The organism is Rhodococcus sp. P1Y (genome assembly GCF_003641205.1).
GTDB lineage: Bacteria > Actinomycetota > Actinomycetes > Mycobacteriales > Mycobacteriaceae > Rhodococcoides.
The window spans coordinates 1,203,134-1,225,593 of sequence record NZ_CP032762.1 but is presented as its reverse complement, the minus strand read 5'-3'; the positions used below and the strand labels follow the sequence as shown (position 1 = coordinate 1,225,593).

The following is a 22,460-nucleotide window of genomic DNA, read 5'->3' as shown; positions in this document are numbered from 1 at the left end:
GCTACTTCCAGAGCAACCAGGCTGCAAGCCCGAGGCCCAGAACGCCGACCGTGATGCGAAGAACGGTCGGCGGTATGACCTTCACCACCGGTGGCCCGCAATATCCGCCCGCGAAGGCACCGAGGGCGAGGGCAAGCGCGGCAAGCCAATCGACGTCGCCGGAGAACGCGAAGACGACAGCGGCGATGACGTTGGCGATACCGAGGAAGAAGCTCTTCAGAATGCTTGCGCGCCAGATGGAGTCGGACGTGCAGATCAGCGCCAGCGCCAGAAAGATGACTCCTGCGCCCGCGCCGAAATAGCCGCCGTAGACAGCAACGAAGAACAGGAACACCGGGTAGAGCATTTGCGCAGTTCCGCGGGTACCAGTCCCGGACGTCGGGAATTCGCCGCCGCCCGAAAGCTTTCGAAGGCGCGGCTGCAACAACAGCGCGACGGACGCGAACGCGACGAGGAACGGAACGACCGTCTCGAACGATCCCTCGGGAGCCACGAGCAGCAGGATCGCCCCGACGAGTCCACCCAGTGCCGATACGACAGCAAGCCGAATCAACTGCTTGCCGTCCTTGGCGATTTCGCCCGACGCCTTCGTCGTCGCTCCGACACCGGCTGCCACCATCGCGACCGTATTGGTCACGTTTGCCGCCACCGGTGGGACTCCTGCCGCAAGCAGCGCCGGGTACGACACGAGCGATGCCATACCGGTGACAAACCCGACGAGGCCGGCGAAATAGCCGGCAACGACGAGTAGTCCGAATTCGAGCAGGGTCACGAGGGGTAAAGCTACTCCCGCTAACTACCTGGACGGCTACTCGGTGCTGCCGGAGTCGATCTCGTTCAGCAACCGCGTGCCCATCCGCACGGCCTGGTCGGTCCCGTCGGCGTCTTCGATGTAGACCGCGAACGCGAGGTCACCGCGGTTGGCTATGAACCACCGATCGTCGCCGCTGTCCCCCGCGAACCCCGTCAGTCCGTCGTACGCGTCGAGGCCCTCGGCGTGGGCCGAATCCTGGAACTGCTGACGCAGTCGCGCCAATGCATCGGATGGGATCGACGCAGTCTCCTTGTCGGCCACTGCCGTCTGCCCGGCGACGATCGACGGCGTAGGCGCGGAACCTCGCGCCACGGCCGCGCCGAGCTGGGCCAGACCGAATGGCGTGACGGTGATCTCGGACGTCTCGTTGCCGACGGTGCGGATCCGGTCGATCGACGAGTTTCCCGACGGGATCTGGCCGGTGAAGGCGTCGAGCCCGGGCATCGAGTAACTGACGCCGAGCCCGAGGCTGGACGCGTCGACACCGTCGAGCAAGTTGGTAGCCGAGCCGGCCGGATACATCCCGGAGAACGCGATCTGCCCCTGCTCGTTGGCGTAACTGTTCTGCGCGGCGGCGACGATGGCACCCGTCGAGGGCGCGATGGCGACGATCGACGCCGACGTCCCAGCGCTGACCACGGCCTCCTCGGCGGCGAGCTGGATCCGAGGATCGAGCGTCGCGTGCAGATCGGGGCCTCCCGGACCCTGGAATCCTGCCTGACGCGTAAGCGCACCGTCGGGACCGATGACGTCGACGGCCCATCCCGCGGTGGCGTCGCGGTTCTGTTGCCAGGCATTGCGCAGCGAATCGAGAAGTGGCGACGTGATGCGGCGGTCACCGGCGATCAGCTTCGGCGTCTGCGCGACGACGACGCCGGGGATGGCGCGAAGATCGTCCTCGAGCACGGCGAAGTCGTCGTCACGCAGGTTGACGGCAAGGATCGACGAGCCTGGAGATGCCGACAGGTCGGACAGCAACGTGTCCGCGGTGATCAGCGGCGCGACGACGTCGATCACGTCCGCCAGCTGCGATGCCGATGCAGCGGGGTCGGGCATCTGGGCAGGGTCGAGAAGAATCGCGTTGATCGTCCGCTCGTTCATCAACACGTTCTGCGCGGAATCGAAGACCAACGGTGGGGCAGCGTCGGTGCGAACGTAGCGCACGGCTCCACCGGGCGGTAGGTCCGGCGCGAGAACATCAGGCTCCCAAGCGATTCGCCACCCGACGCTCAGCTTCTTGGCGGTACCTCGCGTGGAGTACTGCCAGTCCTTGCCGTCACCGAAATTCCAGCCCTGATCGAGAGTGAAGAAGCCCGAGTCCCCGGACAGGTCGATGAATTGACCGAGTTCGAAGTCGCCCGTCGAGGTACCGTTCGCCGACAATCCGTCGAACATCTGCGTCAAGCTCGCCGATGCGGCGTTGGGGTAGGTCGTCAGCGCAGCAGCGGCCTCGACGTCGTGGTCGTTCAGAGCCTCGACGAACTGATCGACGACGCTCTCCGCCTCGCTCTTCGGCTCGTCGAGCGCCCAGAACGCGACGGTCGACGTCAGCGCGAGACCTGCCCCCACGGCAACCACGTGACGGCCACGAATCCGGCCCATAGCCGGTCTCCCCACAGAACTCATGAGTCACAATATTCACTAGAGTCACACGAGTAACAAGCACGGTATCCACTCGCTCCGGTCACGATTGAGCTACGCCGCGCCCCCTCGGCCGGACCGAATGACTCATTCGGTCACCTGCCAGCCCCCACGCGCGCCTTCCATCCCACGCGTGTGTTGCAACCCGCGCCCCGGCTACAACCCCCGCAACCCGCGCACCCACGAAACCCCCGGCGCCCAGGTCAGCGCAGGAAACGTCCCGCGGCCTCGAGGGCGGGAGCCGAGCTCTGACCACCGGCCACGAAGACCGCGAACGCAAGATCACCCTGGATGCCGACGAACCAGCCGTGAGCGCCCTCATTGTTCGGCCCGAATTCGGCGGTTCCTGTCTTGCCGAGCAAACCGGGGATGTCTCGCAGCTGGGTTGCCGTGCCGGCGGTGACGGTTTCACGCATCATCGTCTTGACCTGTTCCGCGACCGCCGCGTCGACCGGCTGTACGGTCTTGTCGGCGACTCCGGGCTGGCCGCTGACGAGCGTCGGAGGCTTCAACGAGCCACCGGCGATTGTCGACGCCACCAACGCCATCCCGAAGGGTGACGCCGTCACCTGTCCCTGCCCGATCGCCGACTCGACCCGAGCTGCAGGTGTGTCGGCAAGCGGAACGCTGCCGGTGACGGTGGTCAGTCCCGGCGTCACGTAGTCGACTCCGAGCCCGTATTGCTGAGCTACCTGCTGCAGACCGTCGGCGGGCAAACCTACGCCGAGGCGTCCCATCGTCGTGTTGCAGGACTGCGCGAAGGCGGTGTGCAGCGGCACGTCGCCCAGGTCGAAGTTGTCGTCGTTGGGGATCTGACGTCCCTCGATGTTCTCGGTGCCGGGGCACGGAAGGATCGTGTCGGGCGTTGCCGTCCCGGCTTCCAGCGCCGCGGATGTCGTCACGGTCTTGAAGGTCGACCCGGGCGGGTAGAGCCCGGTGAGCGCGATAGGCCCTTCCGAATCCGCAGCTACGTTCTGTGCGACGGCCAGTACGTTTCCGGTCGAAGGCTGAAGTGCGACGATGGCCGCCTGCTGCGGGAGCGACGCCAACGCGTTCTCGGCCTTCAGCTGCAGGGCGCTGTCGAGGGTGGTCGCGATATCGGGCGCAGGGCTGGCGTCGATACCCGCGAGCTGATCAACGGTGCCGTCACCCTTGACCGCCTGGATCGACCAGCCTTTGTTCTCGTCGAGTTGCTGCTGCCAGAGCTCGGAGACGCCGGTGAGTGCGGGCGAAGCCAGCGCCCGATCCGTCGTCAGCAGCCGGGTCTGCGGTGCAAGAGTGACGCCCGGTACGGCTGCCAGCGGGGCCGCGATCGGGTCGAGGTCGGATTGCCGCAAGGAGACCAACGTGACCGTATTGCCCTGTGCACCGGCCTGATCCCTGGCGATGGAGTCTGCGGTGATGCCGGGCACGATCGGAGTGAGGTACGACGCCACCGCGGCCGGGTCGGCCGTGGCGTCCACGTTCACCAAGGTGACCACCTGCTGGGACATGAGTTCGACACCTGTTCCGTCGAACACCTTGGGCGTGACGAGCGCATCGGTCGCCGTGAACCGGATCGTGCTGTCCGCGGCAAGACCCGGCGCGAGTATTGCCGGATCCCAGTTGATTCGCCACCCCTGGTCGGTTTCCGACGCCGTGGCCTTCGTGTCGTACTGCCACTGTTTGGGCTCGCCGTCCGGCTCCTCGGTGCCGTCCGTCGTCGTCGAGAAACGCCAGGTGGCGTCAAGCGTCACCGAACCTCCCTCCTCGGAAGCAGATTCGACGGTGAAATCGGGCGTGGCCGTGACGGTGCCGCCGGCGCTCAAACCGTCGTACAGGCCCGCGAGAGCAGCGGAGGCAGCGGCCGGGTCGGTCGTGAGAGCGGCTGCCGCGTCGGCCGCGCCGCTGTTGATCGCGTCGACGAACTGCTGCGCGGTGGTCTGGGGCTCGGCTGGGCCGTTGTCACCGCACCCCGCGAGTACCAGAGCCGTCACGGCAACGAGGGCAGAAACCGACTTCTTCGATGTGCGCACCCGTCCGATCATGCCTGACTCGTGGCGCGATCCTGAATAACGGTGTAATCATGTAATCAGTATTGCAAATCGACGAAGGAGTCATCATGAGAAAGTTCGGACGACCAGGCGGATGGCAACAGGCAGATGTACCCGAGGCGTCGGACGCTGCCGAGTGGTTCGGCGGCAGGCTTCCAGATGAATGGTTCTCGGGTGCAGCCACCGTCGAGGTGGACCGAGAGGAGATCGTCGTCATCGGCGAATTGCCGACCAGCGACGACGCCGGAACAGCTGCAATGGAAGGGCGAATCGCACGATTCCGAGAAATGACCCGTCAAGATCGCATGCAGATCGCCGACGAGGCGGAAGCCCGTTACGGGCGCAAGGTTGCATGGGGCGTAACTGTCGACGGCGAAACCACGCTCTTCACACACCTCGCCGTTCCGGTGATGACGCGACTGCGCCAGCCTGAACGTAAGGTACTCGACACTCTCGTCGACGCCGGTGTTGCACGCTCGCGCGCTGACGCACTGTCCTGGGCGGTCAAACTCGTCGGCGAGCACACGCAGGATTGGCTGGGCGAACTTCGTGACGCGATGACCAAGGTCGACGATCTTCGCAAGAAGGGGCCTTCGGCCATGTGAACGAAAGTAGATAGCCCACTACGTATTTCCGTGCGCATGGGGCCGCCACGGAAAAGTGGGTTGCGGCCGCGGAACACCACGTCTAACGTAGGCATTGTCTTGTTGCCGAAAGATTCGGAGAGGGTATTGCTCTTCTAGAGGTTCATCTGCCTGCCTGTACGCACGCACACCTCTGGAGCAATCATGTCTACCTCACCATCCCTGCGCATTTCCGATCTCGACTTCTCGTGGCCCGACGGCGATCAGGTTTTCGACGGCCTTGATGCTGTATTCTCCTCTGGCGCAACAGGGCTCGTCGGATCAAATGGCGCAGGGAAATCAACTCTGCTCAAACTCGTGACGGGCGCCTTGGCACCGAGTCGCGGTTCGATCACCGTTCCAGGGGTTCTCGGTTACTTGCCGCAGGACGTCACCTCGGTGCCCGGGCGCCGCGTCGACGAGATACTTCGCCTACGAGAGCTCCGAGAGTCGTTGCATCGCATAGAGTCCGGCAAGGGCGACGACGACGACTTCACGACGGTGGGTCACCGCTGGGACGCCGAGGAACGTGCCGTCGCGTTGCTGGACAAACTAGGACTCGGACACATCGTGGCTCGGACGGCAGATCTCGACCGGGTCCTCGGATCGTTGTCCGGCGGCGAATCCATGCTCCTGGCGCTGACCGCCGAACTGCTGGCCGAACCCGACGTTTTACTGCTCGACGAGCCGACCAACAACCTGGACATCCATGCCCGCGACCGCCTCTACCAGGCGATACAGGCGTTCGGTGGTGCGGTGGTCGTCTGCAGCCACGACCTCGAGTTACTGGAAATCGTGGACACCATCGCCGAACTCAGAGCCGAACGCGGAGGACCGAGCAGACTACGGATGTTCGGCGGCAACTACTCCCATTACCGCGAGAAGATCGATGCGGAACAAGAGGCCGCGCGCGCCGCCGTGCACGACGCGAAAAACGATGTGCGCAAGCAGGAACGAGAACTGGTCGAGACGCGTACCAAGATCGATCGTCGTATTCGATACGGCAAGAAGATGAGCGAGCAGAAGCGAGAACCCAAGATCGTCATGGGTGCGCGCAAGCGGGCTGCGCAGGTATCGGCGGGAAAGTTGCGCAACACGCACATCGACAAGGTCGACGACGCCCACACGGCGCTCGCGGCTGCCGAGGACCGGTTGCGGGACGATCGCGAAATACGCGTCGACCTGCCGGCAACGAAAGTCCATGCTGGACAGAAGATCGCCGAGTTGGACGACCTCGAGATCGTCGGGCCGGAGCGGATCGCGCTCATCGGCCCGAACGGCAGCGGTAAGACGACGTTGCTCCGAAAGATCAACGCCGCAAGGCCTGGAGTTCCGTGGCGATACCTTCCTCAACGGCTCGACGTCTTCGACGAATCACGCACTGTCGCTGAGAACGTCGCCGACGTAGCCGAAGGGGCTACGAACGAACAGATTCGGGCTCAGCTCGCGCGATTTCTGTTTCGCGGCAACGACGCCGATGCCGTCGTCGCGACGCTGTCGGGCGGGGAGCGACTGAGGGCCGCGCTCGCACGCATTCTGCTTGCCGACCCTGCGCCGAAACTGCTGATGCTCGACGAGCCCACCAACAATCTCGACGTGGCCAGCAAAGCACACTTGACCGAGGCCTTGTCGAGTTACGAGGGCGCTCTCGTCGTCGTCAGTCACGACCTTCCGTTTCTGCGCGATCTCCAGCCGACGAAGTGGGTGGATCTCGGCGCAGCACCCGACCAAGGGCCTGACGCGTTGTAGTGTTCTGTCGATGTCCGTCACGGGAGTCGTAGGCCGATTACCCGGGTTGGTCACTGCCCGAAGCTATCGCCGTGAATGGCTGCGTAGCGATATCACGGCAGGCCTTGTGCTCACTGCCCTGTTGATACCAGCCGGGATGGGATACGCGCAGGCCGCCGGGTTGCCCGCGTATGCGGGGCTGTACGCCACGATTGTCCCGCTGCTCGTCTACGCGGTCGTCGGGCCGTCGAGGATTCTGGTCCTCGGTCCGGATTCGTCGCTGGCACCGCTCATTGCCGCAGCGATTCTGCCGCTGGCGGTGACCGACGACCCTGCGAGCGCGATTGCCCTTGCGGGGGTCCTCGGCGTCCTCGTCGGGGTCCTCCTACTCGCCGGTGGCTATCTGCGGCTCGGATTCGTCACTCAGCTGCTCTCCAAACCGATCCGGCTCGGCTACCTCAATGCGATCGCACTGATCGTCATCGTCGGCCAGCTGCCCAAGGTGTTCGGATTTTCCGTCGATGCGGACGGTGTGATCGGCCAGATCGCGGAGATCGTTCGGTCCGTTCTGCGGGGCGACATCGACCCGGTGGCAGCTGCGGTCGGCGTCGGCTCACTTGTCGTCATCCCCGCTTTTCGACGGTTCATCCCACGCATCCCTGGAGTGCTCGTTGCGGTGGTCGGCGCTATCGTCGCGTCCGCTGTCCTCGATCTCACCGACCGGATCAGCATGGTCGGCGCACTCCCCCGAGGTCTACCGCTGCCGTCGTTCGGCGGTGTCGATTGGGGTGACGTCGCGACCTTGACGGGACCTGCGGCGGCAATAGCGCTGCTCGCTTTCGCCGACACCGCGGTTCTGTCTCGCACGTTCGCTGCCCGGCACGGCGAGGACGTCGACGGCAGCACCGAGATGAAGGCGATCGGTGTTGCCAATGTCGCGGGCGGGCTGTTCGGCGGTTTCCCGATCTCGGCGAGCGGATCACGGACACCCGTCGCCGAACAGAACGGTGCTCGAACGCAATTGGCAGGAGTGGTGGGCGCGCTCGCTGTGCTCGCCTTCGTCCTACTCGCACCAGGCGTGACCGCGTACCTTCCGAACGCTGCGCTCGGCGCGGTGGTCGTTGTCGCAGCGACATCTCTCGTCGACGTGACCGGTCTGGTCCGGATGTGGCACATGAGCCGTGTCGAATTCGCTCTTGCCGCAGCCACATTCCTCGGCGTCGCCCTCGTGGGTGTGCTGCAGGGAATTCTCGTCGCCATCGGGTTGTCCTTCGTCGCCGTCGTTGCTCGTGCGTGGCAGCCGTACCGCACCGAACTCGTTCGCACCACGGACCGTCCGGGTTTCCATGATGTGGAACGCCATCCGGACGGTAGTCGCATCCCGGGTCTCGTCTTGGTTCGGTTCGACGCCCCGCTGTTCTTCGCGAACGGTGACATCTTCGACCAGTACATCCGGTCCGTGGTGGCCGACGCCCCGACTCCGGTCGAGTGGGTCGTCATCGCGGCCGAGCCGATCACCGGTCTCGACACCACCGCCGTCGACGAACTCATCGATCTGGATCGCTACCTGGAGGATCAGAACATCCGGCTGATATTCGCAGAAATGAAAGGCCCCATCAAGGATCGGCTCATTCGTTTCGGGCTGGGCAGCCGGTTCGACTCGACGCGCTTCTACTACACGCTCGAAGCAGCCGTCGACTCGTTCTCCCATCGCCATGACGCACAATGAACCTGTGGACTTCGCTACCAATCCGTCCGACGGCACCAGGATCGCTTTTCAGATCGTAGGGTCCGGGCCGCCGCTTCTTCTGGTGCACGGCAGCCTTCTCACCCATACGATCTGGCGAACGTTCGGTTACGTCAAAGCCCTGCGCCCCTCGCGCACGCTGATTCTTCTCGACATGCGCGGGCACGGACGCAGCGACAAGCCGCACGAGGTCGAGGCCTACGCGATGGACACCATCGTCGGCGATCTGATTGCCGTGCTCGACGCAGCAGGAGTCACGAAGGCCGACTACTGGGGTTACTCGTACGGTGGCCGCGCTGGATTGACGTTGACGGCGGCCGCGCCCGACCGAATCAGCAGGCTCGTCGTCGGCGGTGGATCTCACGGTCCGCAACGCGGAGCGTTCGACCGGTTGTTCTTCCCACGATGTGCCGACGTGTTGGCCGAACGTGGCATGGACGGGTTCATCGAGGAATGGAACAGGCACAGACTGTTCCCGGTGGATGCCGCGACGCGAGCGGTGTTCTCCGCCAACGACTCCGACGCGATGGCCGCCTATTTCCGAGCGTCCGACGCAGAACCTGGCCTCGCCGACGACGCGCTGACCCACTTCGACGTTCCGAGTCTGTTCTACGTCGGCTCCGAGGACTCCACCAGGCTTGCCGACTCACGCCGAGCCGCCGAGCTCGTCCCGGGCGCAGAGTTTCATCTCATCGACGGCTTCGACCATTCCACGACCCCCGCCGCAGGCGCGGAGGTTCTCCGTGTCGTCGAGCCGTTCTTGGCCAGTCCTAGAGGTACAGGTCCTTTTTTCGAATGAGCGAGGTGGCCACGACGCTGATCACCGAGGTCCCGACGAGGAATCCGCAAGCCAGCCAGGGTGATCCGCTTCCGGCAGCGATGAGAGCCGTCAGGATCAGAGGGGTGACGCCCGAGGCGTAGATGCCCGAGAACTGGTAGACGACGGAGAGTCCGGTGTACCGAATTTCGGTCGGGTAGAGGCTGGCGTACAGCGTGCCCTGGGCGCCGTAGAACAGGGCGTGGACGAATCCGAACACCAGCACGAGTCCGAGCCCGAACAACCACAGGCTTCCGGCGCCGAACAATACGAACACGGGGAAGACCGAGAGTCCGTACAGCGCGATTCCGATGACGTAGATCCGTTTGGCGCCGAAGCGATCCACGAGAAGACCCGACACCGGCAGCAGCACAGCCATCACCGTGGCAGCCACAGTCACGACCAGCAGTACGGGTACCTTCTCGAAATCCAACTCCGTCGTCGCATACGTGATGGCAAAAACGCCCCACGTGTTGAATGCCGCACCCTCACCCCACCGCGAGAGCAATCCGAGAACCGTTCCGCGAGCCGACTTTCGAGCGAACACCTCACGTACCGGCGCGGATGACCGCTGCTTCAGCTCGGTGACCTCCTGAAATGCCGGCGTCTCTTCGACCTTCAAACGAACGACGAGTCCGACGGCGACGAGAATCAAGCTGAGGAGAAACGCAATGCGCCATCCGTACGCGAGGAACGCGGCGTCGTCGAACACGGTTTGAAGAAGTGCGAACACCGCAGTTCCGAGTGCCAACCCGAGCGCGAGGCCGATCTGAGGGATGCTGCCGAACAGACCGCGCTTCTTGGCCGGGCTGTGCTCGACGGCCAGCAGCACCGCACCCGCCCATTCACCGCCGAGCGCGAACCCTTGCAGGATGCGCAGGAGCAGCAACAGAATCGGTGCGAGGATGCCGATCTGCTCCGCCGTCGGGAGCGCGCCCATCAGAGCCGTCGCGATGCCCATGATGAACATCGTCAGCGCGAGGGTCTTCTTTCGTCCGATTCGGTCGCCGAAATGTCCGAAGACGACCCCGCCGATCGGGCGAACGACGAATCCGACGGCAAATGTCGCGAAGGACAGCATCGTCCCGACGTACGAGCTCTGGTCGGGGAAGAACAGCTGATTGAACACCAGGCTGGCGGCGGTGGCGTAGAGGAAGAAGTCGTACCACTCGACGGTGGTGCCGAGTAGGCTCGCGGCGACCACTGTCCGCAGCCTCTTCCGTCGGGCGAGATCCGTTTCGATCGGTGCGGGTCCGGCAACGGTCGTCATTGGAGCAGTTCCTCACGGGCGAAGATGGCGAGCAGTGACGTTCTACGCTAACCACGAAACCCGTCAAGCCCGAATTCCAGAATCACGGTGATTCGAACTCTGGCGTCGTCGATTCTCCTCTGCAACTATCGATCGATATGTCTCTGCGCTTTCATTGGTTTCTGCCCACGTACGGCGACTCGCGCAACCTGATGGCCGGCGGGCATGGGTCGTCGATGTCCGGTGACCGGCCTGCCTCCTTGAAGTACCTCAATCAGATCGGCGCCGCAGCCGAGGACAACGGTTTCGAATCGGTCCTGACGCCCACCGGCGCATGGTGCGAGGACGCCTGGTTGACGACGGCAATGATGATCGACACCACCGAGACACTCAAGTTCCTCGTCGCGCTGCGTCCCGGGCTGCTCAGCCCCACGCTTGCCGCTCAGATGGCCGCAACGTTCCAGTGGCAGTCGGGTGGCCGCTTGCTTCTCAACGTGGTCACCGGCGGCGAGGATCACGAGCAACGCCGCTTCGGAGATTTTCTGGACAAGAACGAGCGATACGCACGCTGCGGTGAATTTCTCGATGTCACCAGGCGCCTCTGGGCGAACGACGGGCCGGTCTCGTTCGACGGCAAATACATCAAGGTCGAAGAAGCTGCGCTGCAGCGACACCCGGATCCGGTTCCGCCGATCTTTTTCGGTGGTTCGTCCCCCGCAGCCGGGACAGTGGCATCCCAGTTCGCCGATACCTACCTGACCTGGGGCGAACCGGCGTCCGCGGTGGCGTCGAAGATTGCGTGGATCCGCGATCTCGCCGAAGTCCAGGGCCGAACCCTCGACTACGGCATTCGGCTACACGTCATTTCGCGGGACACATCCGAGCAGGCCTGGGCCGAGGCGGATCGGCTGCTGAGCGCATTGGATCCGAAAGCCATTGCGGCCGCGCAGGAAAGCCTGTCGAGGTCCGTCTCCGAGGGCCAACGCCGCATGCGTGAACTACACGGCGGTGGTGACGCCTACACAGCAGGCGCCGATGCCCGCTCACTCGAGATCGCACCCAACCTGTGGACGGGCGTCGGCCTCGTCCGGGGCGGCGCGGGCACAGCGCTTGTCGGGTCGCACGAGGAGGTTGCCGACCGAATCGCCGAGTACTCCTCCATCGGGCTCGACCACTTCGTGCTCTCCGGCTACCCACACCTCGAAGAGGCCTACCACTTCGGCGAGGGCGTCCGCCCGATCCTCGAAAAGCGCGGGCTCGCTCGCCCGAGTGCCCGCGACAATGCCTCGACCGGAACGCCTTTCGTGTCACGATAGCGACTATTGGGGCTCCGCCCCAGTGGCACGGTTAAGTGCCCCAGAGGGCACTCTTTCGTGCCACTGGGGGCCGAGCAGCTATTTCAAACCAGAGAACTGGTCGTCCCGCCACTCCCCGGACAACACGGCGCCCGAATCCTCACGCGCCCTGAGTTCGACGCGGCGGATCTTGCCGGAGATCGTCTTCGGAAGCTCGAAGAATTCGATACGACGCACCCGCAGGTAGGGCGCGAGGTGCTCGCGGGCGTATTTCAGGATCTGAAATGCAGTGTCTTCGTTCGGTTCCCAGCCGGCTGCGAGAGCGACGTACGCCTTGGGGACCGACAACCTCGTCTCGTCCGGCGCAGGTACGACGGCAGCCTCTGCGACGGCCGGGTGTTCGATCAGAACGCTCTCGAGCTCGAACGGCGAGATCTTGTAGTCCGACGCCTTGAACACGTCGTCGGTGCGTCCCACGTACGTGATGTAACCGCGTTCGTCCCGCGATGCGACGTCACCGGTGTGGTAGTACCCGCCCGACATGACTTCGTCGTTGCGCGCAGGATTGCCCACGTACCCGGTCATCAGGTTGTACGGGTGCTTCGACAGATCCAGGCAGATCTCGCCCTCGTCCGCCTCGTCGCCGGTCACGGGATCCACGATGACGACGGGCACGCCAGGAAGCGGACGGCCCATCGAACCGAACTTCAGCTCGGCACCCGGTGTGTTCGCAACCAGTGCAGTCGTTTCCGTCTGTCCGAAGCCGTCGCGAATATTCAATCCCCACTGCTTCTGAACATGGGAGATGACCTCGGGATTGAGGGGCTCACCCGCACCGATCGCTTCACGCAGCGCACCACGCCCGCCTGAGATATCGGCCTGAATCAGCATGCGCCACACCGTCGGCGGTGCACAGAACGTCGTGACCTCGGCGCGGCGGATCTGATCGAGTAGAACTTTGGCGTCGAACCGCGCGTAGTTGTAGATGAAGATCGTCGCCTCGGCGATCCACGGCGCGAAGAAACAACTCCACGCGTGCTTGGCCCAGCCGGGCGAGCTGATGTTGAGGTGAACATCGCCCGGCCTGAGGCCGAGAAAATACATGGTGCTCAGATGGCCGACCGGGTACGACACCTGTGTGTGCTCGACGAGTTTGGGCTTGCTCGTCGTTCCCGAGGTGAAGTACAGCAGCAATCGGTCGCTCGGTGCGGTGACGGTCTCGAAGGGCTGCGGGTCCTGAACCTGGTACGCAGCGCGGAAGTCCGCCCATCCCGGCACGTCGCCCACGGTGATCTTCAGGTAGTCACCGGGCACGTCATCGAACTTCGCTGTATCCGCCGGGTTGGCGACGACGGCTTTGGCCTGTCCCCGCTCCACTCGATCGGTCAGATCTGCCGATCCGATAGCGGTCGTGGTCGGCATCAGCACTGCGCCGAGCTTCATGACCGCGAGCATCGACTCCCACAGCTCTACCTGGTTGCCGAGCATCAGGATGACGGAGTCGCCGGGGCCCACTCCCAGCGATTCGAGCCAGCGAGCCACCTGGTCCGAGCGTCGCGAGATATCGTCGAAGCTGTACTTACCCTCGCGGCCGTCTTCCTCGACGATCCACAGAGCCGTGCCGTCGTTGCCGCGGGCGTAGGCGTCGAACCAGTCGATGGCCCAGTTGAATTTCTCGCCCACCGAAGGCCATTCGAACTTCTCCAGCGCGGAGTCGTAGTCACCGTAGGCGTCGAGCAATGTATCCCGCGCCGCCTTGAACGCCGCAAACGCCGTTCTGTCCGTCATGATCACTCCCTGCTGTGGCACACGTCTCACGTGTTGTCCAAGCTAGAGCCAGTCAGGGCCGTCCGCTACCCCCGGACAGGGGTATCACCCGTGTGCCCCCACGAATCTCAGCGCGTCGTCGACGCGTCCGAACACGGCGAGATCCGGATCGGTCCCGATCAGTTCGATGGGACGGCGCGCTGCGTGTGTGTTGGCGACGATGGCGACAGTGATCAAGGTGTTCGAGCGGACGAGTTCGACCAGGCAGGACAGTCCCGCCACTCCGAAGAACGTGACACCGCGGAGGTCTATGACCAGTGCGCCGAGAGTTCGGCTCGACGCATTGCTCAACGCTGAATGGAACTCAGCGGCCGAGGCGAGGTCGATTTCACCGCTGACGATCAGGCGCAGGGCGTTGCCGTGCATGCACTCCGAAACGTTCAGCGTCCGCGCTGTTGTTGAAGTGTTCGATAGACCTGACATGTGGCCATCCCTGACGTCGACGAGGAGGTCAATGATGCACGCCCGCCATGTCGGTTCGGCAGCCGTCACCATCACGGGAAGGTCGACATAAGATAACTTTCGCATAACGGCACAGGCGTTCACGCAGAAGTGCCTCCAGCCCAGTGGCGCGAATAAGCGCTGCTTAGGGCGCTTATTCGCGCCACTGTGGCCGGAGGCTTCAGGTGCTACCAGGCGACGCTAGATCCGCTCCCCCGACTCCGGATGGAACAGGTGGATCGGGCCGTCGAGGCGCGTCAGACCGATGCTCTCGCCGATCTTCGCCGGAGCGCGCACAGCCGATCGAGCCACCAGGGAAACCGGTCCACCGTCGAGACCCTTGACCTTCGGGTCGTCCAGATGTGCGTACAGGTAGGACTCGCTGCCGAGCTCCTCGATCAGGTCCACCTTCCCCTCGAACCCTTCGCCGCCTCCGTGGACGATCCCGAGCTGCTCGGGCCGCAGACCGACCGTCACCTCGTCGATACCGAGGCTCGCAAGCTTGGTGAGTTCGTCGCGCTCGAGCGGGAGCAGGAAGCTTCCGATCTGCACGCCACCGGAGCCGATCGGAACCGTCATGAGGTTCATCGCTGGTGAGCCGATGAAGCCTGCAACGAATGCGTTGACGGGGTTGTCGTAAAGATCGGTCGGCGACGCGAACTGCTGGAGCTTGCCGCCGCGCAGCACTGCGACGCGATCACCCATCGTCATGGCTTCGACCTGGTCGTGGGTGACGTAGACGGTCGTGGTGCCGAGTCTGCGTTGCAACGCAGCGATCTGCGTACGCGTCTGTACACGGAGTTTGGCGTCGAGGTTGGACAGTGGCTCGTCCATGCAGAACACCTGTGGTTCGCGAACGATGGCGCGTCCCATGGCAACTCGCTGACGCTGACCACCGGAGAGCTTTCCCGGCTTGCGATCGAGATATTCCGTGAGATCGAGAATCTTGGCAGCTTCGGCGACCTTCGCCTTGCGCTCTTCGAGTGGCACTCCGCGCATCTTGAGCGCGAAGCCCATGTTCTCGCCGACGGTCTTGTTGGGGTAGAGCGCGTAGTTCTGGAACACCATGGCGATGTCGCGGTCCTTCGACGGAACCCCGACCATGTTCTTGCCGCCGATTTCGATTGCGCCGCCGTCGATCTCCTCGAGGCCGGCGAGCATGCGCAGTGCGGTGGACTTGCCGGAACCGGAAGGTCCGACGAGGACGACGAACTCGCCGTCCTGTATGTCGAGGTCGAGCGAGTCGACGGCCAGCTTGTCGGCGCCTTCGTAGACGCAGGATGCCTTCTTGTACGTGATTGCAGCCATTGTGGTGAGCTCCTGAATCTATTTGATGGCGCCGAAGGAGAGACCGCGCACCAGCTTGTTCTGCGCGAACCATCCGGCAAGGACGACGGGAAGTGCTGCGAACGTCGCAGCGGCGGACAGCTGGGCCCAGTACAGGCCCTGGCCGGTGATGAATCCGACGAGGTACACCGGAATCGTCTGTGCTTGAACAGCAGTGAGGTTCACCGCAAAGAAGAACTCGTTCCACGAGAAGATCACGCAGATGAGCGACGTCGCAGCGATGCCGGGTGAGACGAGAGGCAGAATCACCTCGCGCACCGAAGTCCACAGCGACGCACCGTCCATGCTCGCGGCTTCGAGCAGTTCGCTCGGCACCTCGAGGAAGAACGAGCGCATCATCCACACCGCAATCGGGAGGTTCATTGCGGTGTAGAGGATCACCAGGGTCCAGATGTTGTCCAACATCCCGATATCGCCGACGATGACGTACAGCGGAACGATGGCCGCGACGACCGGAAGCATCTTGGTGGAGATGAAGAAGAACAACACGTCTTTCGTCTTCTTCACCGGTCGGAGCGACAACGCGAACGCCGCAGGAACACCCAGCAGCAGAACGAGAAGCGTCGACACGATCGTCGCGAACGCCGAGTTCAGCAACGCCGTGCCGATACCGCTGTCCAGCACACCTCGGTACTGGTCGAGCGTCGGGGTGAAGAACAGTTTCGGTGGATCGGAGTAGGCGTCGGCCTCCTGCTTGAATCCGGTGAGGACCATCCACAGCACCGGAAAGAAGAACACTATTCCGGCGACCCAGGCCACGACGGACCAGATCGAACCTGCACCCCAGTTGCTCTTGCGCTTGATCTGGGTGCCGTCGGACGTCTCGGGTGTTGCTTTCTTGTTTCTCTTCGTGGTTGCGGTACTCATCACGCAGCCTCCTCGTTTCCACTGAAGCTCTTGAAGATCAGTCTCAGCGCCAGGGTGCTGACGATGATGGTGGCCACGACTGTCACGACGCCCATGGCCGCGGCCTGGCCGATGTCGAAGCCGAGGAATGCGCGCTGGTAGATGTAGAACGGCAGGTTGGCGCTGGCGACGCCGGGCCCGCCGGACGTCATCATGTAGACGGCGTCGAAGGTGTTCACCAGGTAGATCGCGCCGAGCACGGCACCGAGTTCGATGAAGCGTCGCAGGTGCGGAAGCGTCAATTCGCGGAACAACTTGATCGGTCCGGCACCGTCGACCCGAGCGGCCTCGGAGATGTCCTTCGGCATCGACTGCAGACCCGCGAGGATCAGCAGCATCATGAACGGTGTCCACTGCCAGATCAGGTTGGCCATGACCGCGGGAAGCGGATAGCGCGAGACCCAGTCGATCTGGTCGACGCCGAACGGGCTGAGCACGAAGTTGATCAGGCCGAAGACCGGGTCGAACATCGTGGTCTTCCAGATCAGAGCACCAGCAACCGGGGTGATCAGGAACGGTGTGATCAACAGCGTGCGGATGAGGCTGCGTCCGACGAACTTGCGATCGAGCAAGAGCGCCAGGAACAGCCCGAGAATCACCGAGATGATGACGGTTCCGACGATCATGATCACCGTGTTGAGCGCGACCTCACGGAACTGACTGTCGCGGAACACGTCGACGTAGTTGTTGAGCCAGTTGAACTCCCGTGATCCAGGACGGACCAGGTTCCAGGATTGCGTCGAGTAGTACAGGGTGAACAGGAACGGAATCTGCGTGACGACGATCGCAAAGACCATTGCCGGCAGCAGGGGCCCTCTGCGACGCCACCCTTCTGCCTTCGAGATCGTGCGTGGTCTCGGTACGAACTCCTCGGAATCGGCTTGTGCCGATCGCGACTCGGTGGTGGTCATCCCTGGCCCTCCTGGTACGTCTTGCCGACCACTTCGGCGTACTGCTGCGCTTGCTCCAGCGCGTCGCGGACGCTGATTCGCCCTGCAACTGCTGCACTGATCTGCTGACTTACGCGAGTACCGAGGTCCTGGAACTCGGGAATGGTCAGGAACTGCACTCCGGTGTACGGGACCGGGTCGACAGTCGCATTGTTCGGATCGGCGCCGTTGATCGAATCGAGGGTCACCGGACCGTAGGCGGCTGATGCTTCCTTGTACTCGGGAATCTCATAGGTGGACAACCTGCTTCCGGGTGGCACACGCTCCCAGCCGAGTTCGTTGCCGACCTTCTTCAGGTATTCCTTGCTGGTCATCCACGACACGAACTTCCATGCGTCGTCTGGATTTTCGGAGGTGGTCGGGATTCCGAGCGCCCAGGAATAGAGCCAGCCGTTGTCACCCTTGACGGCCGACGGCGCTTTGGCGTAACCGATCTTGCCGACGACATTGCTCGACGTCGGGTCCTCCAGGACCGATACCGCGGAGGTGGCGTCGTACCACATCGCGGTGTTTCCCTGTGAGAGCTGAGTACCGCACTCACTGAAACCGCTTGTTGCCGCACCTGCTTGGCCGTGTTCGCGAACGGTATCGACGTAGAACTGCACAGCCTCCTCGACCTGCGGACTGTCGAGTTGGGCGTTCCAGTCCTCGTCGTACCAACGTCCACCGAAAGCGTTGATGACGGTGTTGAGCGGCGCGAGCACCTCACCCCAACCGGGCTTTCCGCGTAGGCAGATGCCGGAGACATCGGGGCTGTCGAGCTTCGCTGCGGCGTCGGCGACTTCCTGCCATGTCGGCTCTTCGGGCATCGTAATGCCCGCCGCTTCCATCAGGTCCTTGCGGTACATCAGAAACGACGATTCACCGTAGAACGGCACCGAATACATGCTGCCCTCGTAGGACAGGGACTCCTTCAGCGTGGGAATGAAGTCGTCCTCGTCGTAACCAGGTGTTGCCTCGGCATACTCGGTCAGGTTGGTGAGCCAGCCGTTCTCGGCCCACTGAGGGGTTTCGAAGTTCGAGATCATCACGACATCGAACTCGCCGCCGCCGGTAGCGACGGACGCGGTGATCTTGGCACGAGCCTCGTTCTCCGACAACGACACGAACTTGAGATTGATACCAGGATTCTCGGCCTCGAACTCCGGCGCCAAGGAGATGGCGTCGGACATTTGCGAATTCGACACGATGGCCACGGTGATGGTCGTGCCATCCCCGTCACCGCCGAACGAACCGGCGCCGGCACAGCCGGACAGTACCAAGGTCGTCGCGAGCGATGCCGCGACAGCCACTTTCGGTAGTACCTTCACTTACTTGCCCTCCTTCTGAGTCATTTCGCAGGCTCCACTCCCGGCCTTCTGAGTCATTTCGCAGGCTCCACTCCCGGCCTTCTGAGTCATTTCGCCGGCTCCACTCCCGGCCTTATGGGTCATCAACCAACGCGCACTTTCGATGTCGGTCACCAGCACGGATGCGAAGCCCCCGCGAAGCGCGCCGAGAATTGCCTGATATTTCTTGGTCCCACCCGAGATGAGGATTGCTCGATCGCAATCACGGATGGCGTCGAGTCCGACCGATACCGTTCGTCCCGGCAGAGAACCCCCTGTTGGAGTGCCGTCTTGAGCGAAGAACCTGCCTCCGATCTCACCTACCGCACCGAGATGCCGAAGTTCGTCGAGAATCTGCAGGTCGATGAAACTGCCCTCGAACAAGGTCGTGGACGTGGAAACGGGACCGAGGCCGTAGATCATCACATCAGCCTCGGTCCCGGCTTGGAGGGCGCGCGAGATCACTGAATCCTGCTGCAACGCAGTCACTGTTGCCGGATCGGCGTACAGCGGCGCGTTGAGCCGGACGGGCCGAGCCTGCAGGTACTCTGCGCAGCGACCCAGGGTGTACTCCACGCCGGTCTGGTAATCGGCCGAACTCATCGAGCCGTCGAGTTGCACCACCTGAGCACATTTGACGCCACGCGTCTTCAACGAATGCGCGACGGCGACGGTCTCGGGCCCCCAGGTGAATCCCAGGGTGTCCCCCGCCTGTAACCGTCGGGACAGCATTGCCGAGGCTGCACGACCCAAGGACCCGTAGCCATTGGCGGTTCCGTCGATGACGTCGGGGACGACGAGTGCCTCGGTGAGTCCGAACGTATTCTCGAGTTCGCGTTCGATATCGGCATGCACGGTCCCCTGAAGCTCGTCGGGGACGTGAATGTCGATGGTCACCAATCCCTGCGTTCGCGCTCGGGCAACCAGTCGACCCGCGGTGGGCCGGGATACGCCGAGCTTTGCGGCGATCTCGGCCTGCGTCGCCCCTTCCAGGTGGTACATCGACGCGGCACGGAGGGCCAGACGCAAGTCGTCGCTCGTCTTCGACGAACGCTGCGTACTCGGTACCTCGGGAACCGATGCGGTCACAACACTCCAAACCGAACGTGGTGAGCATTTGCTCAGCGTGTGTTCTTCTGCTCATTAAGCTAACATTCAGGTGTGATCTACACAACACCCCACCCCTTGGAGTCTCCGGTGCCACAGTCGATGCAGGTCAGCGTGCTGAGCGGTCCCACCGAGATTCGTCTCAAGGAGCGGCCCGTCCCCACACCCGCTGCCGACGAGGTCCTCGTGCAGGTCACGGCGGTGGGGGTCTGCGGATCTGACGCCCATTACTACCGAGAAGGACGCATCGGCGACCACATCGTGAACGGCCCGCTGGTGCTCGGACACGAGGCTGCCGGTGTGATCGTCGCCGTCGGCGCTTCCGTCGCGGACACTCGCATCGGGCAGCGCGTCTCGATCGAGCCGCAACGTCCGGACCCCACCAGCGCGCAGTCCCGAACTGGTCGGTACAACCTGTGTCCCGCGATGGAGTTCTTCGCAACACCGCCCATCGACGGCGCGCTCGCGGAGTACGTCCTGATCCAGTCCGTCTTCGCACATTCGATTCCCGACGAGATCTCCGACGAGGCAGCCGCGTTGTTCGAGCCTCTGTCGGTCGGTATCGCGTCGGCGCAGAAGGCACGGATCACTCCCGGATCGAGTGTGCTGATCGCGGGCGCCGGACCCGTGGGCATCGTCACCGCCCAGGTCGCCCGCGCATTCGGCGCGACCGAGGTGATCGTCAGTGACATCGATTCGACGCGGCGCGTCAATGCCTCGAGGTTGGGTGCGACGCGCGTCCTCGACCCCATGACCGAGGAAGTGCGAAGTCTCGAGGTCGACGCGTTCATCGATGCTTCGGGTGCCGCGCGGGCCGTCGTCGACGGGATACATGCCGTGCGCCCCGCCGGTACCGTCGTACTCGTGGGCATGGGCGGATCCGACTACGCGCTGCCGATCTCGTTGATCCAGAATCGTGAACTGGTCCTCACCGGTGTCTTCCGCTACGCCAACACATGGCCCATTGCGCGGGAGCTCGTTCTGAGCGGATTGGTAGACCTCGACTCGATGGTCACGGCCCGGTTCGATCTCGCGCATGTGGAGGATGCCTTGAACGCAGACAAAATCGCCGGAAGCATCAAAGCTGTAGTAGTTCCTGGACTCTCGAAGGAGACCGACGCATGAAGTTGAACTCGCACACCCTCGACGACTTCATCGAAGACGTCGCCGTACCCACCTACGACCGGACCGAGGTGACGGCCGGAATCGTGCACTTCGGTGTCGGCGGCTTCCACCGCGCCCACCAGGCGATGTATGTCGACCGCCTCCTGCAGCAGGGGGAGGCGTCCGACTGGGGAATTTGCGGAGTGGGTGTTCTTCCCGGCGACCGCAGGATGAAGGACGTCATGGACGCCCAGGACTGCCTGTACACGTTGGCGCTCAAGTATTCCGACGGCACCTGGGACACACGGGTCATCGGTTCGATCGTCGAATACCTTTTCGCCCCGGACGATCCCGAAGCGGTGATCGAGAAAATGGCATCCGAGTCGGTGAAGATCGTCTCGCTCACCATTACCGAAGGCGGATACAACTTTTCCGCGACGACGGGCGAGTTCGACGCCGACAACCCGGCCATCAAGGCCGATCTGGAGGACGGTGCTGTGCCGTCAACCACCTTCGGGCTGGTCTGCGAAGCGCTCACACGCCGCAAGGATCGGGGACTCAAGCCCTTCACGATCATGTCGTGCGACAACATCGAGGGCAACGGGCACATCGCGCAGTCGACGTTCACTGCGTTCGCGCAACTCAAGGATCCGGCGTTGGCGGAGTGGCTCACGGCGGAGGGGGCATTTCCGAACTCGATGGTGGACCGGATCACGCCGGTGACGACTCCGGAAGTGATCGAAGGGCTTTCGGCGCGCTATGCCATCGACGATCAGTGGCCGGTCGCAGGCGAACCGTTCACCCAGTGGGTCCTGGAGGACAACTTCACTCTGGGACGTCCGCCGTTCGAGGATGTCGGCGTTCAGGTCGTCGACGATGTGACGCCGTACGAGCTGATGAAGTTGCGTCTCCTCAATGCCAGCCACCAGGCCCTCGCGTATTTCGGTTACCTCAGCGGATACCGACTCGTACACGAGGTGGCCCAGGATTCACTGTTCAGCGAATTCCTGTTGGCCTACATGAACAACGAAGCGACGCCGACGCTTCAGCCTGTCCCCGGCATCGATCTGGACGACTACAAGAGGACTCTCATCGAGAGGTTCTCGAACCCGGAGATACGCGACACCGTCGCGCGCTTGTGCGCCGAATCGTCCGACCGAATCCCCAAGTGGCTCCTGCCCGTCATCCGCAAGAACCTCGAGACGGGCGGAGAAATCGTCCTCTCGACCGCCGTCGTCGCCAGTTGGGCGCGCTACGCCGAGGGTGTCGACGAGCAAGGGCAGCCCATCGAGATCGTCGACCAGCTGGCTGATTCTCTGATCCCGATCGCGAAGAAGCAACACGACGATCCCACGGCCTTCATCGCCAACCGTGCGGTCTTCGGGGATCTGATCGACAACGAGCGATTCGTGGCCGAGTACACCAAGCAATTGGATTCTCTGCACTCGAACGGTGCTCGAGCGACTCTCCAGGCGCTTCGCGCCTAGTCGCGCTATCTGCCCA

The 22,460-nt window shown here is 63.3% G+C and carries 18 protein-coding genes; 7 read left to right on the top strand and 11 right to left on the bottom strand.

Annotation, left to right across the window (positions count from 1 at the left end; genetic code table 11):
• Window position 1: 1 nt before the first annotated feature.
• From D8W71_RS05770 to D8W71_RS05760, 3 genes are all read right to left on the bottom strand, one after another.
• Window positions 2-772 carry a sulfite exporter TauE/SafE family protein gene (locus tag D8W71_RS05770; protein WP_121111768.1) on the bottom strand — a complete coding sequence of 257 codons (771 nt, stop codon included), beginning with the start codon at window positions 770-772 and terminating at the stop codon, window positions 2-4.
• A gap of 36 nt (window positions 773-808) precedes the next feature.
• Window positions 809-2,416 (bottom strand): NTF2-like N-terminal transpeptidase domain-containing protein, encoded by a 1,608-nt coding sequence (locus D8W71_RS05765; RefSeq protein ID WP_442972039.1) that lies wholly within the window; start codon window positions 2,414-2,416, stop codon window positions 809-811.
• 242 nt (window positions 2,417-2,658) lie between these two features.
• Window positions 2,659-4,482 (bottom strand): penicillin-binding transpeptidase domain-containing protein, encoded by a 1,824-nt coding sequence (locus tag D8W71_RS05760; protein ID WP_121111766.1) that lies wholly within the window; start codon window positions 4,480-4,482, stop codon window positions 2,659-2,661.
• A 74-nt stretch (window positions 4,483-4,556) separates the two neighbouring features.
• Between D8W71_RS05760 and D8W71_RS05755 the strand changes: the two genes are divergently transcribed.
• From D8W71_RS05755 to D8W71_RS05740, 4 genes are all read left to right on the top strand, one after another.
• On the top strand, window positions 4,557-5,093 hold the full coding sequence (locus D8W71_RS05755) for a hypothetical protein (protein ID WP_121111764.1): 537 nt from the start codon (window positions 4,557-4,559) through the stop codon (window positions 5,091-5,093).
• 183 nt (window positions 5,094-5,276) lie between these two features.
• A complete protein-coding gene (locus D8W71_RS05750; protein ID WP_201265268.1) occupies window positions 5,277-6,860 on the top strand; it encodes an ABC-F family ATP-binding cassette domain-containing protein in 1,584 nt (527 codons plus the stop codon).
• Between the two features lie 10 nt (window positions 6,861-6,870).
• Window positions 6,871-8,568 carry a SulP family inorganic anion transporter gene (locus D8W71_RS05745; protein ID WP_121111762.1) on the top strand — a complete coding sequence of 566 codons (1,698 nt, stop codon included), beginning with the start codon at window positions 6,871-6,873 and terminating at the stop codon, window positions 8,566-8,568.
• 4 nt (window positions 8,569-8,572) lie between these two features.
• Window positions 8,573-9,385 (top strand): alpha/beta fold hydrolase, encoded by an 813-nt coding sequence (locus tag D8W71_RS05740; protein ID WP_201265267.1) that lies wholly within the window; start codon window positions 8,573-8,575, stop codon window positions 9,383-9,385.
• Here the strand turns inward: D8W71_RS05740 and D8W71_RS05735 are convergent.
• Window positions 9,357-10,673 (bottom strand): MFS transporter, encoded by a 1,317-nt coding sequence (locus D8W71_RS05735; RefSeq protein WP_121111758.1) that lies wholly within the window; start codon window positions 10,671-10,673, stop codon window positions 9,357-9,359. The two genes, D8W71_RS05740 and D8W71_RS05735, sit on opposite strands and share 29 nt — an antisense overlap.
• Before the next feature lie 137 nt (window positions 10,674-10,810).
• Between D8W71_RS05735 and D8W71_RS05730 the strand changes: the two genes are divergently transcribed.
• Window positions 10,811-11,968, top strand: coding sequence for an LLM class flavin-dependent oxidoreductase (locus D8W71_RS05730; RefSeq protein ID WP_121111756.1), 1,158 nt, complete (start codon window positions 10,811-10,813; stop codon window positions 11,966-11,968).
• A gap of 78 nt (window positions 11,969-12,046) precedes the next feature.
• Here D8W71_RS05730 and D8W71_RS05725 read toward each other — a convergent pair whose 3' ends face one another.
• The 7 genes from D8W71_RS05725 to D8W71_RS05695 form a co-directional block, all read right to left on the bottom strand.
• Window positions 12,047-13,735: an AMP-binding protein gene (locus D8W71_RS05725; RefSeq protein ID WP_201265266.1), complete on the bottom strand. Its 1,689-nt coding sequence runs from the start codon at window positions 13,733-13,735 to the stop codon at window positions 12,047-12,049.
• An 84-nt stretch (window positions 13,736-13,819) separates the two neighbouring features.
• Complete coding sequence (locus tag D8W71_RS05720; protein WP_161965403.1) at window positions 13,820-14,140, bottom strand: STAS domain-containing protein; 321 nt, start codon at window positions 14,138-14,140, stop codon at window positions 13,820-13,822.
• Window positions 14,141-14,416: 276 nt separating this feature from the next.
• Complete coding sequence (locus D8W71_RS05715; protein ID WP_121111750.1) at window positions 14,417-15,523, bottom strand: ABC transporter ATP-binding protein; 1,107 nt, start codon at window positions 15,521-15,523, stop codon at window positions 14,417-14,419.
• Window positions 15,524-15,541: 18 nt separating this feature from the next.
• Complete coding sequence (locus tag D8W71_RS05710) at window positions 15,542-16,429, bottom strand: carbohydrate ABC transporter permease (RefSeq protein ID WP_121111748.1); 888 nt, start codon at window positions 16,427-16,429, stop codon at window positions 15,542-15,544.
• Complete coding sequence (locus tag D8W71_RS05705; RefSeq protein WP_121111746.1) at window positions 16,429-17,379, bottom strand: carbohydrate ABC transporter permease; 951 nt, start codon at window positions 17,377-17,379, stop codon at window positions 16,429-16,431. Before D8W71_RS05705 ends, D8W71_RS05710 begins: the two co-directional genes overlap by 1 nt.
• Entirely contained in the window at window positions 17,376-18,728 is a 1,353-nt protein-coding gene (locus tag D8W71_RS05700) for an ABC transporter substrate-binding protein (protein WP_442972020.1), read from the bottom strand. The genes D8W71_RS05705 and D8W71_RS05700 overlap by 4 nt, the downstream gene beginning before the upstream one ends.
• Window positions 18,729-19,835, bottom strand: coding sequence for a sugar-binding transcriptional regulator (locus D8W71_RS05695; RefSeq protein ID WP_236077728.1), 1,107 nt, complete (start codon window positions 19,833-19,835; stop codon window positions 18,729-18,731).
• A 120-nt stretch (window positions 19,836-19,955) separates the two neighbouring features.
• Here D8W71_RS05695 and D8W71_RS05690 point away from each other — a divergent pair, with 120 nt between their 5' ends.
• Window positions 19,956-20,978, top strand: coding sequence for an NAD(P)-dependent alcohol dehydrogenase (locus tag D8W71_RS05690; RefSeq protein ID WP_121111744.1), 1,023 nt, complete (start codon window positions 19,956-19,958; stop codon window positions 20,976-20,978).
• Window positions 20,975-22,444 carry a mannitol dehydrogenase family protein gene (locus D8W71_RS05685; RefSeq protein ID WP_121111742.1) on the top strand — a complete coding sequence of 490 codons (1,470 nt, stop codon included), beginning with the start codon at window positions 20,975-20,977 and terminating at the stop codon, window positions 22,442-22,444. Before D8W71_RS05690 ends, D8W71_RS05685 begins: the two co-directional genes overlap by 4 nt.
• Window positions 22,445-22,460 lie beyond the last annotated feature (16 nt).

Bases quoted from the DNA above. Each gene is read 5' to 3' on its own strand.
- D8W71_RS05735 (WP_121111758.1), bottom strand. From the start codon at position 10,673: ATGACGACCGTTGCCGGACCCGCACCGATCGAAACGGATCTCGCCCGA.
- D8W71_RS05720 (WP_161965403.1), bottom strand. From the start codon at position 14,140: ATGCACGGCAACGCCCTGCGCCTGATCGTCAGCGGTGAAATCGACCTC.
- D8W71_RS05760 (WP_121111766.1), bottom strand. From the start codon at position 4,482: ATGATCGGACGGGTGCGCACATCGAAGAAGTCGGTTTCTGCCCTCGTT.
- D8W71_RS05725 (WP_201265266.1), bottom strand. From the start codon at position 13,735: ATGACGGACAGAACGGCGTTTGCGGCGTTCAAGGCGGCGCGGGATACA.
- D8W71_RS05730 (WP_121111756.1), top strand. From the start codon at position 10,811: ATGTCTCTGCGCTTTCATTGGTTTCTGCCCACGTACGGCGACTCGCGC.
- D8W71_RS05685 (WP_121111742.1), top strand. From the start codon at position 20,975: ATGAAGTTGAACTCGCACACCCTCGACGACTTCATCGAAGACGTCGCC.
- D8W71_RS05705 (WP_121111746.1), bottom strand. From the start codon at position 17,379: ATGACCACCACCGAGTCGCGATCGGCACAAGCCGATTCCGAGGAGTTC.
- D8W71_RS05765 (WP_442972039.1), bottom strand. From the start codon at position 2,416: ATGGGCCGGATTCGTGGCCGTCACGTGGTTGCCGTGGGGGCAGGTCTC.
- D8W71_RS05750 (WP_201265268.1), top strand. From the start codon at position 5,277: ATGTCTACCTCACCATCCCTGCGCATTTCCGATCTCGACTTCTCGTGG.
- D8W71_RS05755 (WP_121111764.1), top strand. From the start codon at position 4,557: ATGAGAAAGTTCGGACGACCAGGCGGATGGCAACAGGCAGATGTACCC.
- D8W71_RS05690 (WP_121111744.1), top strand. From the start codon at position 19,956: ATGCAGGTCAGCGTGCTGAGCGGTCCCACCGAGATTCGTCTCAAGGAG.
- D8W71_RS05715 (WP_121111750.1), bottom strand. From the start codon at position 15,523: ATGGCTGCAATCACGTACAAGAAGGCATCCTGCGTCTACGAAGGCGCC.
- D8W71_RS05710 (WP_121111748.1), bottom strand. From the start codon at position 16,429: ATGAGTACCGCAACCACGAAGAGAAACAAGAAAGCAACACCCGAGACG.
- D8W71_RS05745 (WP_121111762.1), top strand. From the start codon at position 6,871: ATGTCCGTCACGGGAGTCGTAGGCCGATTACCCGGGTTGGTCACTGCC.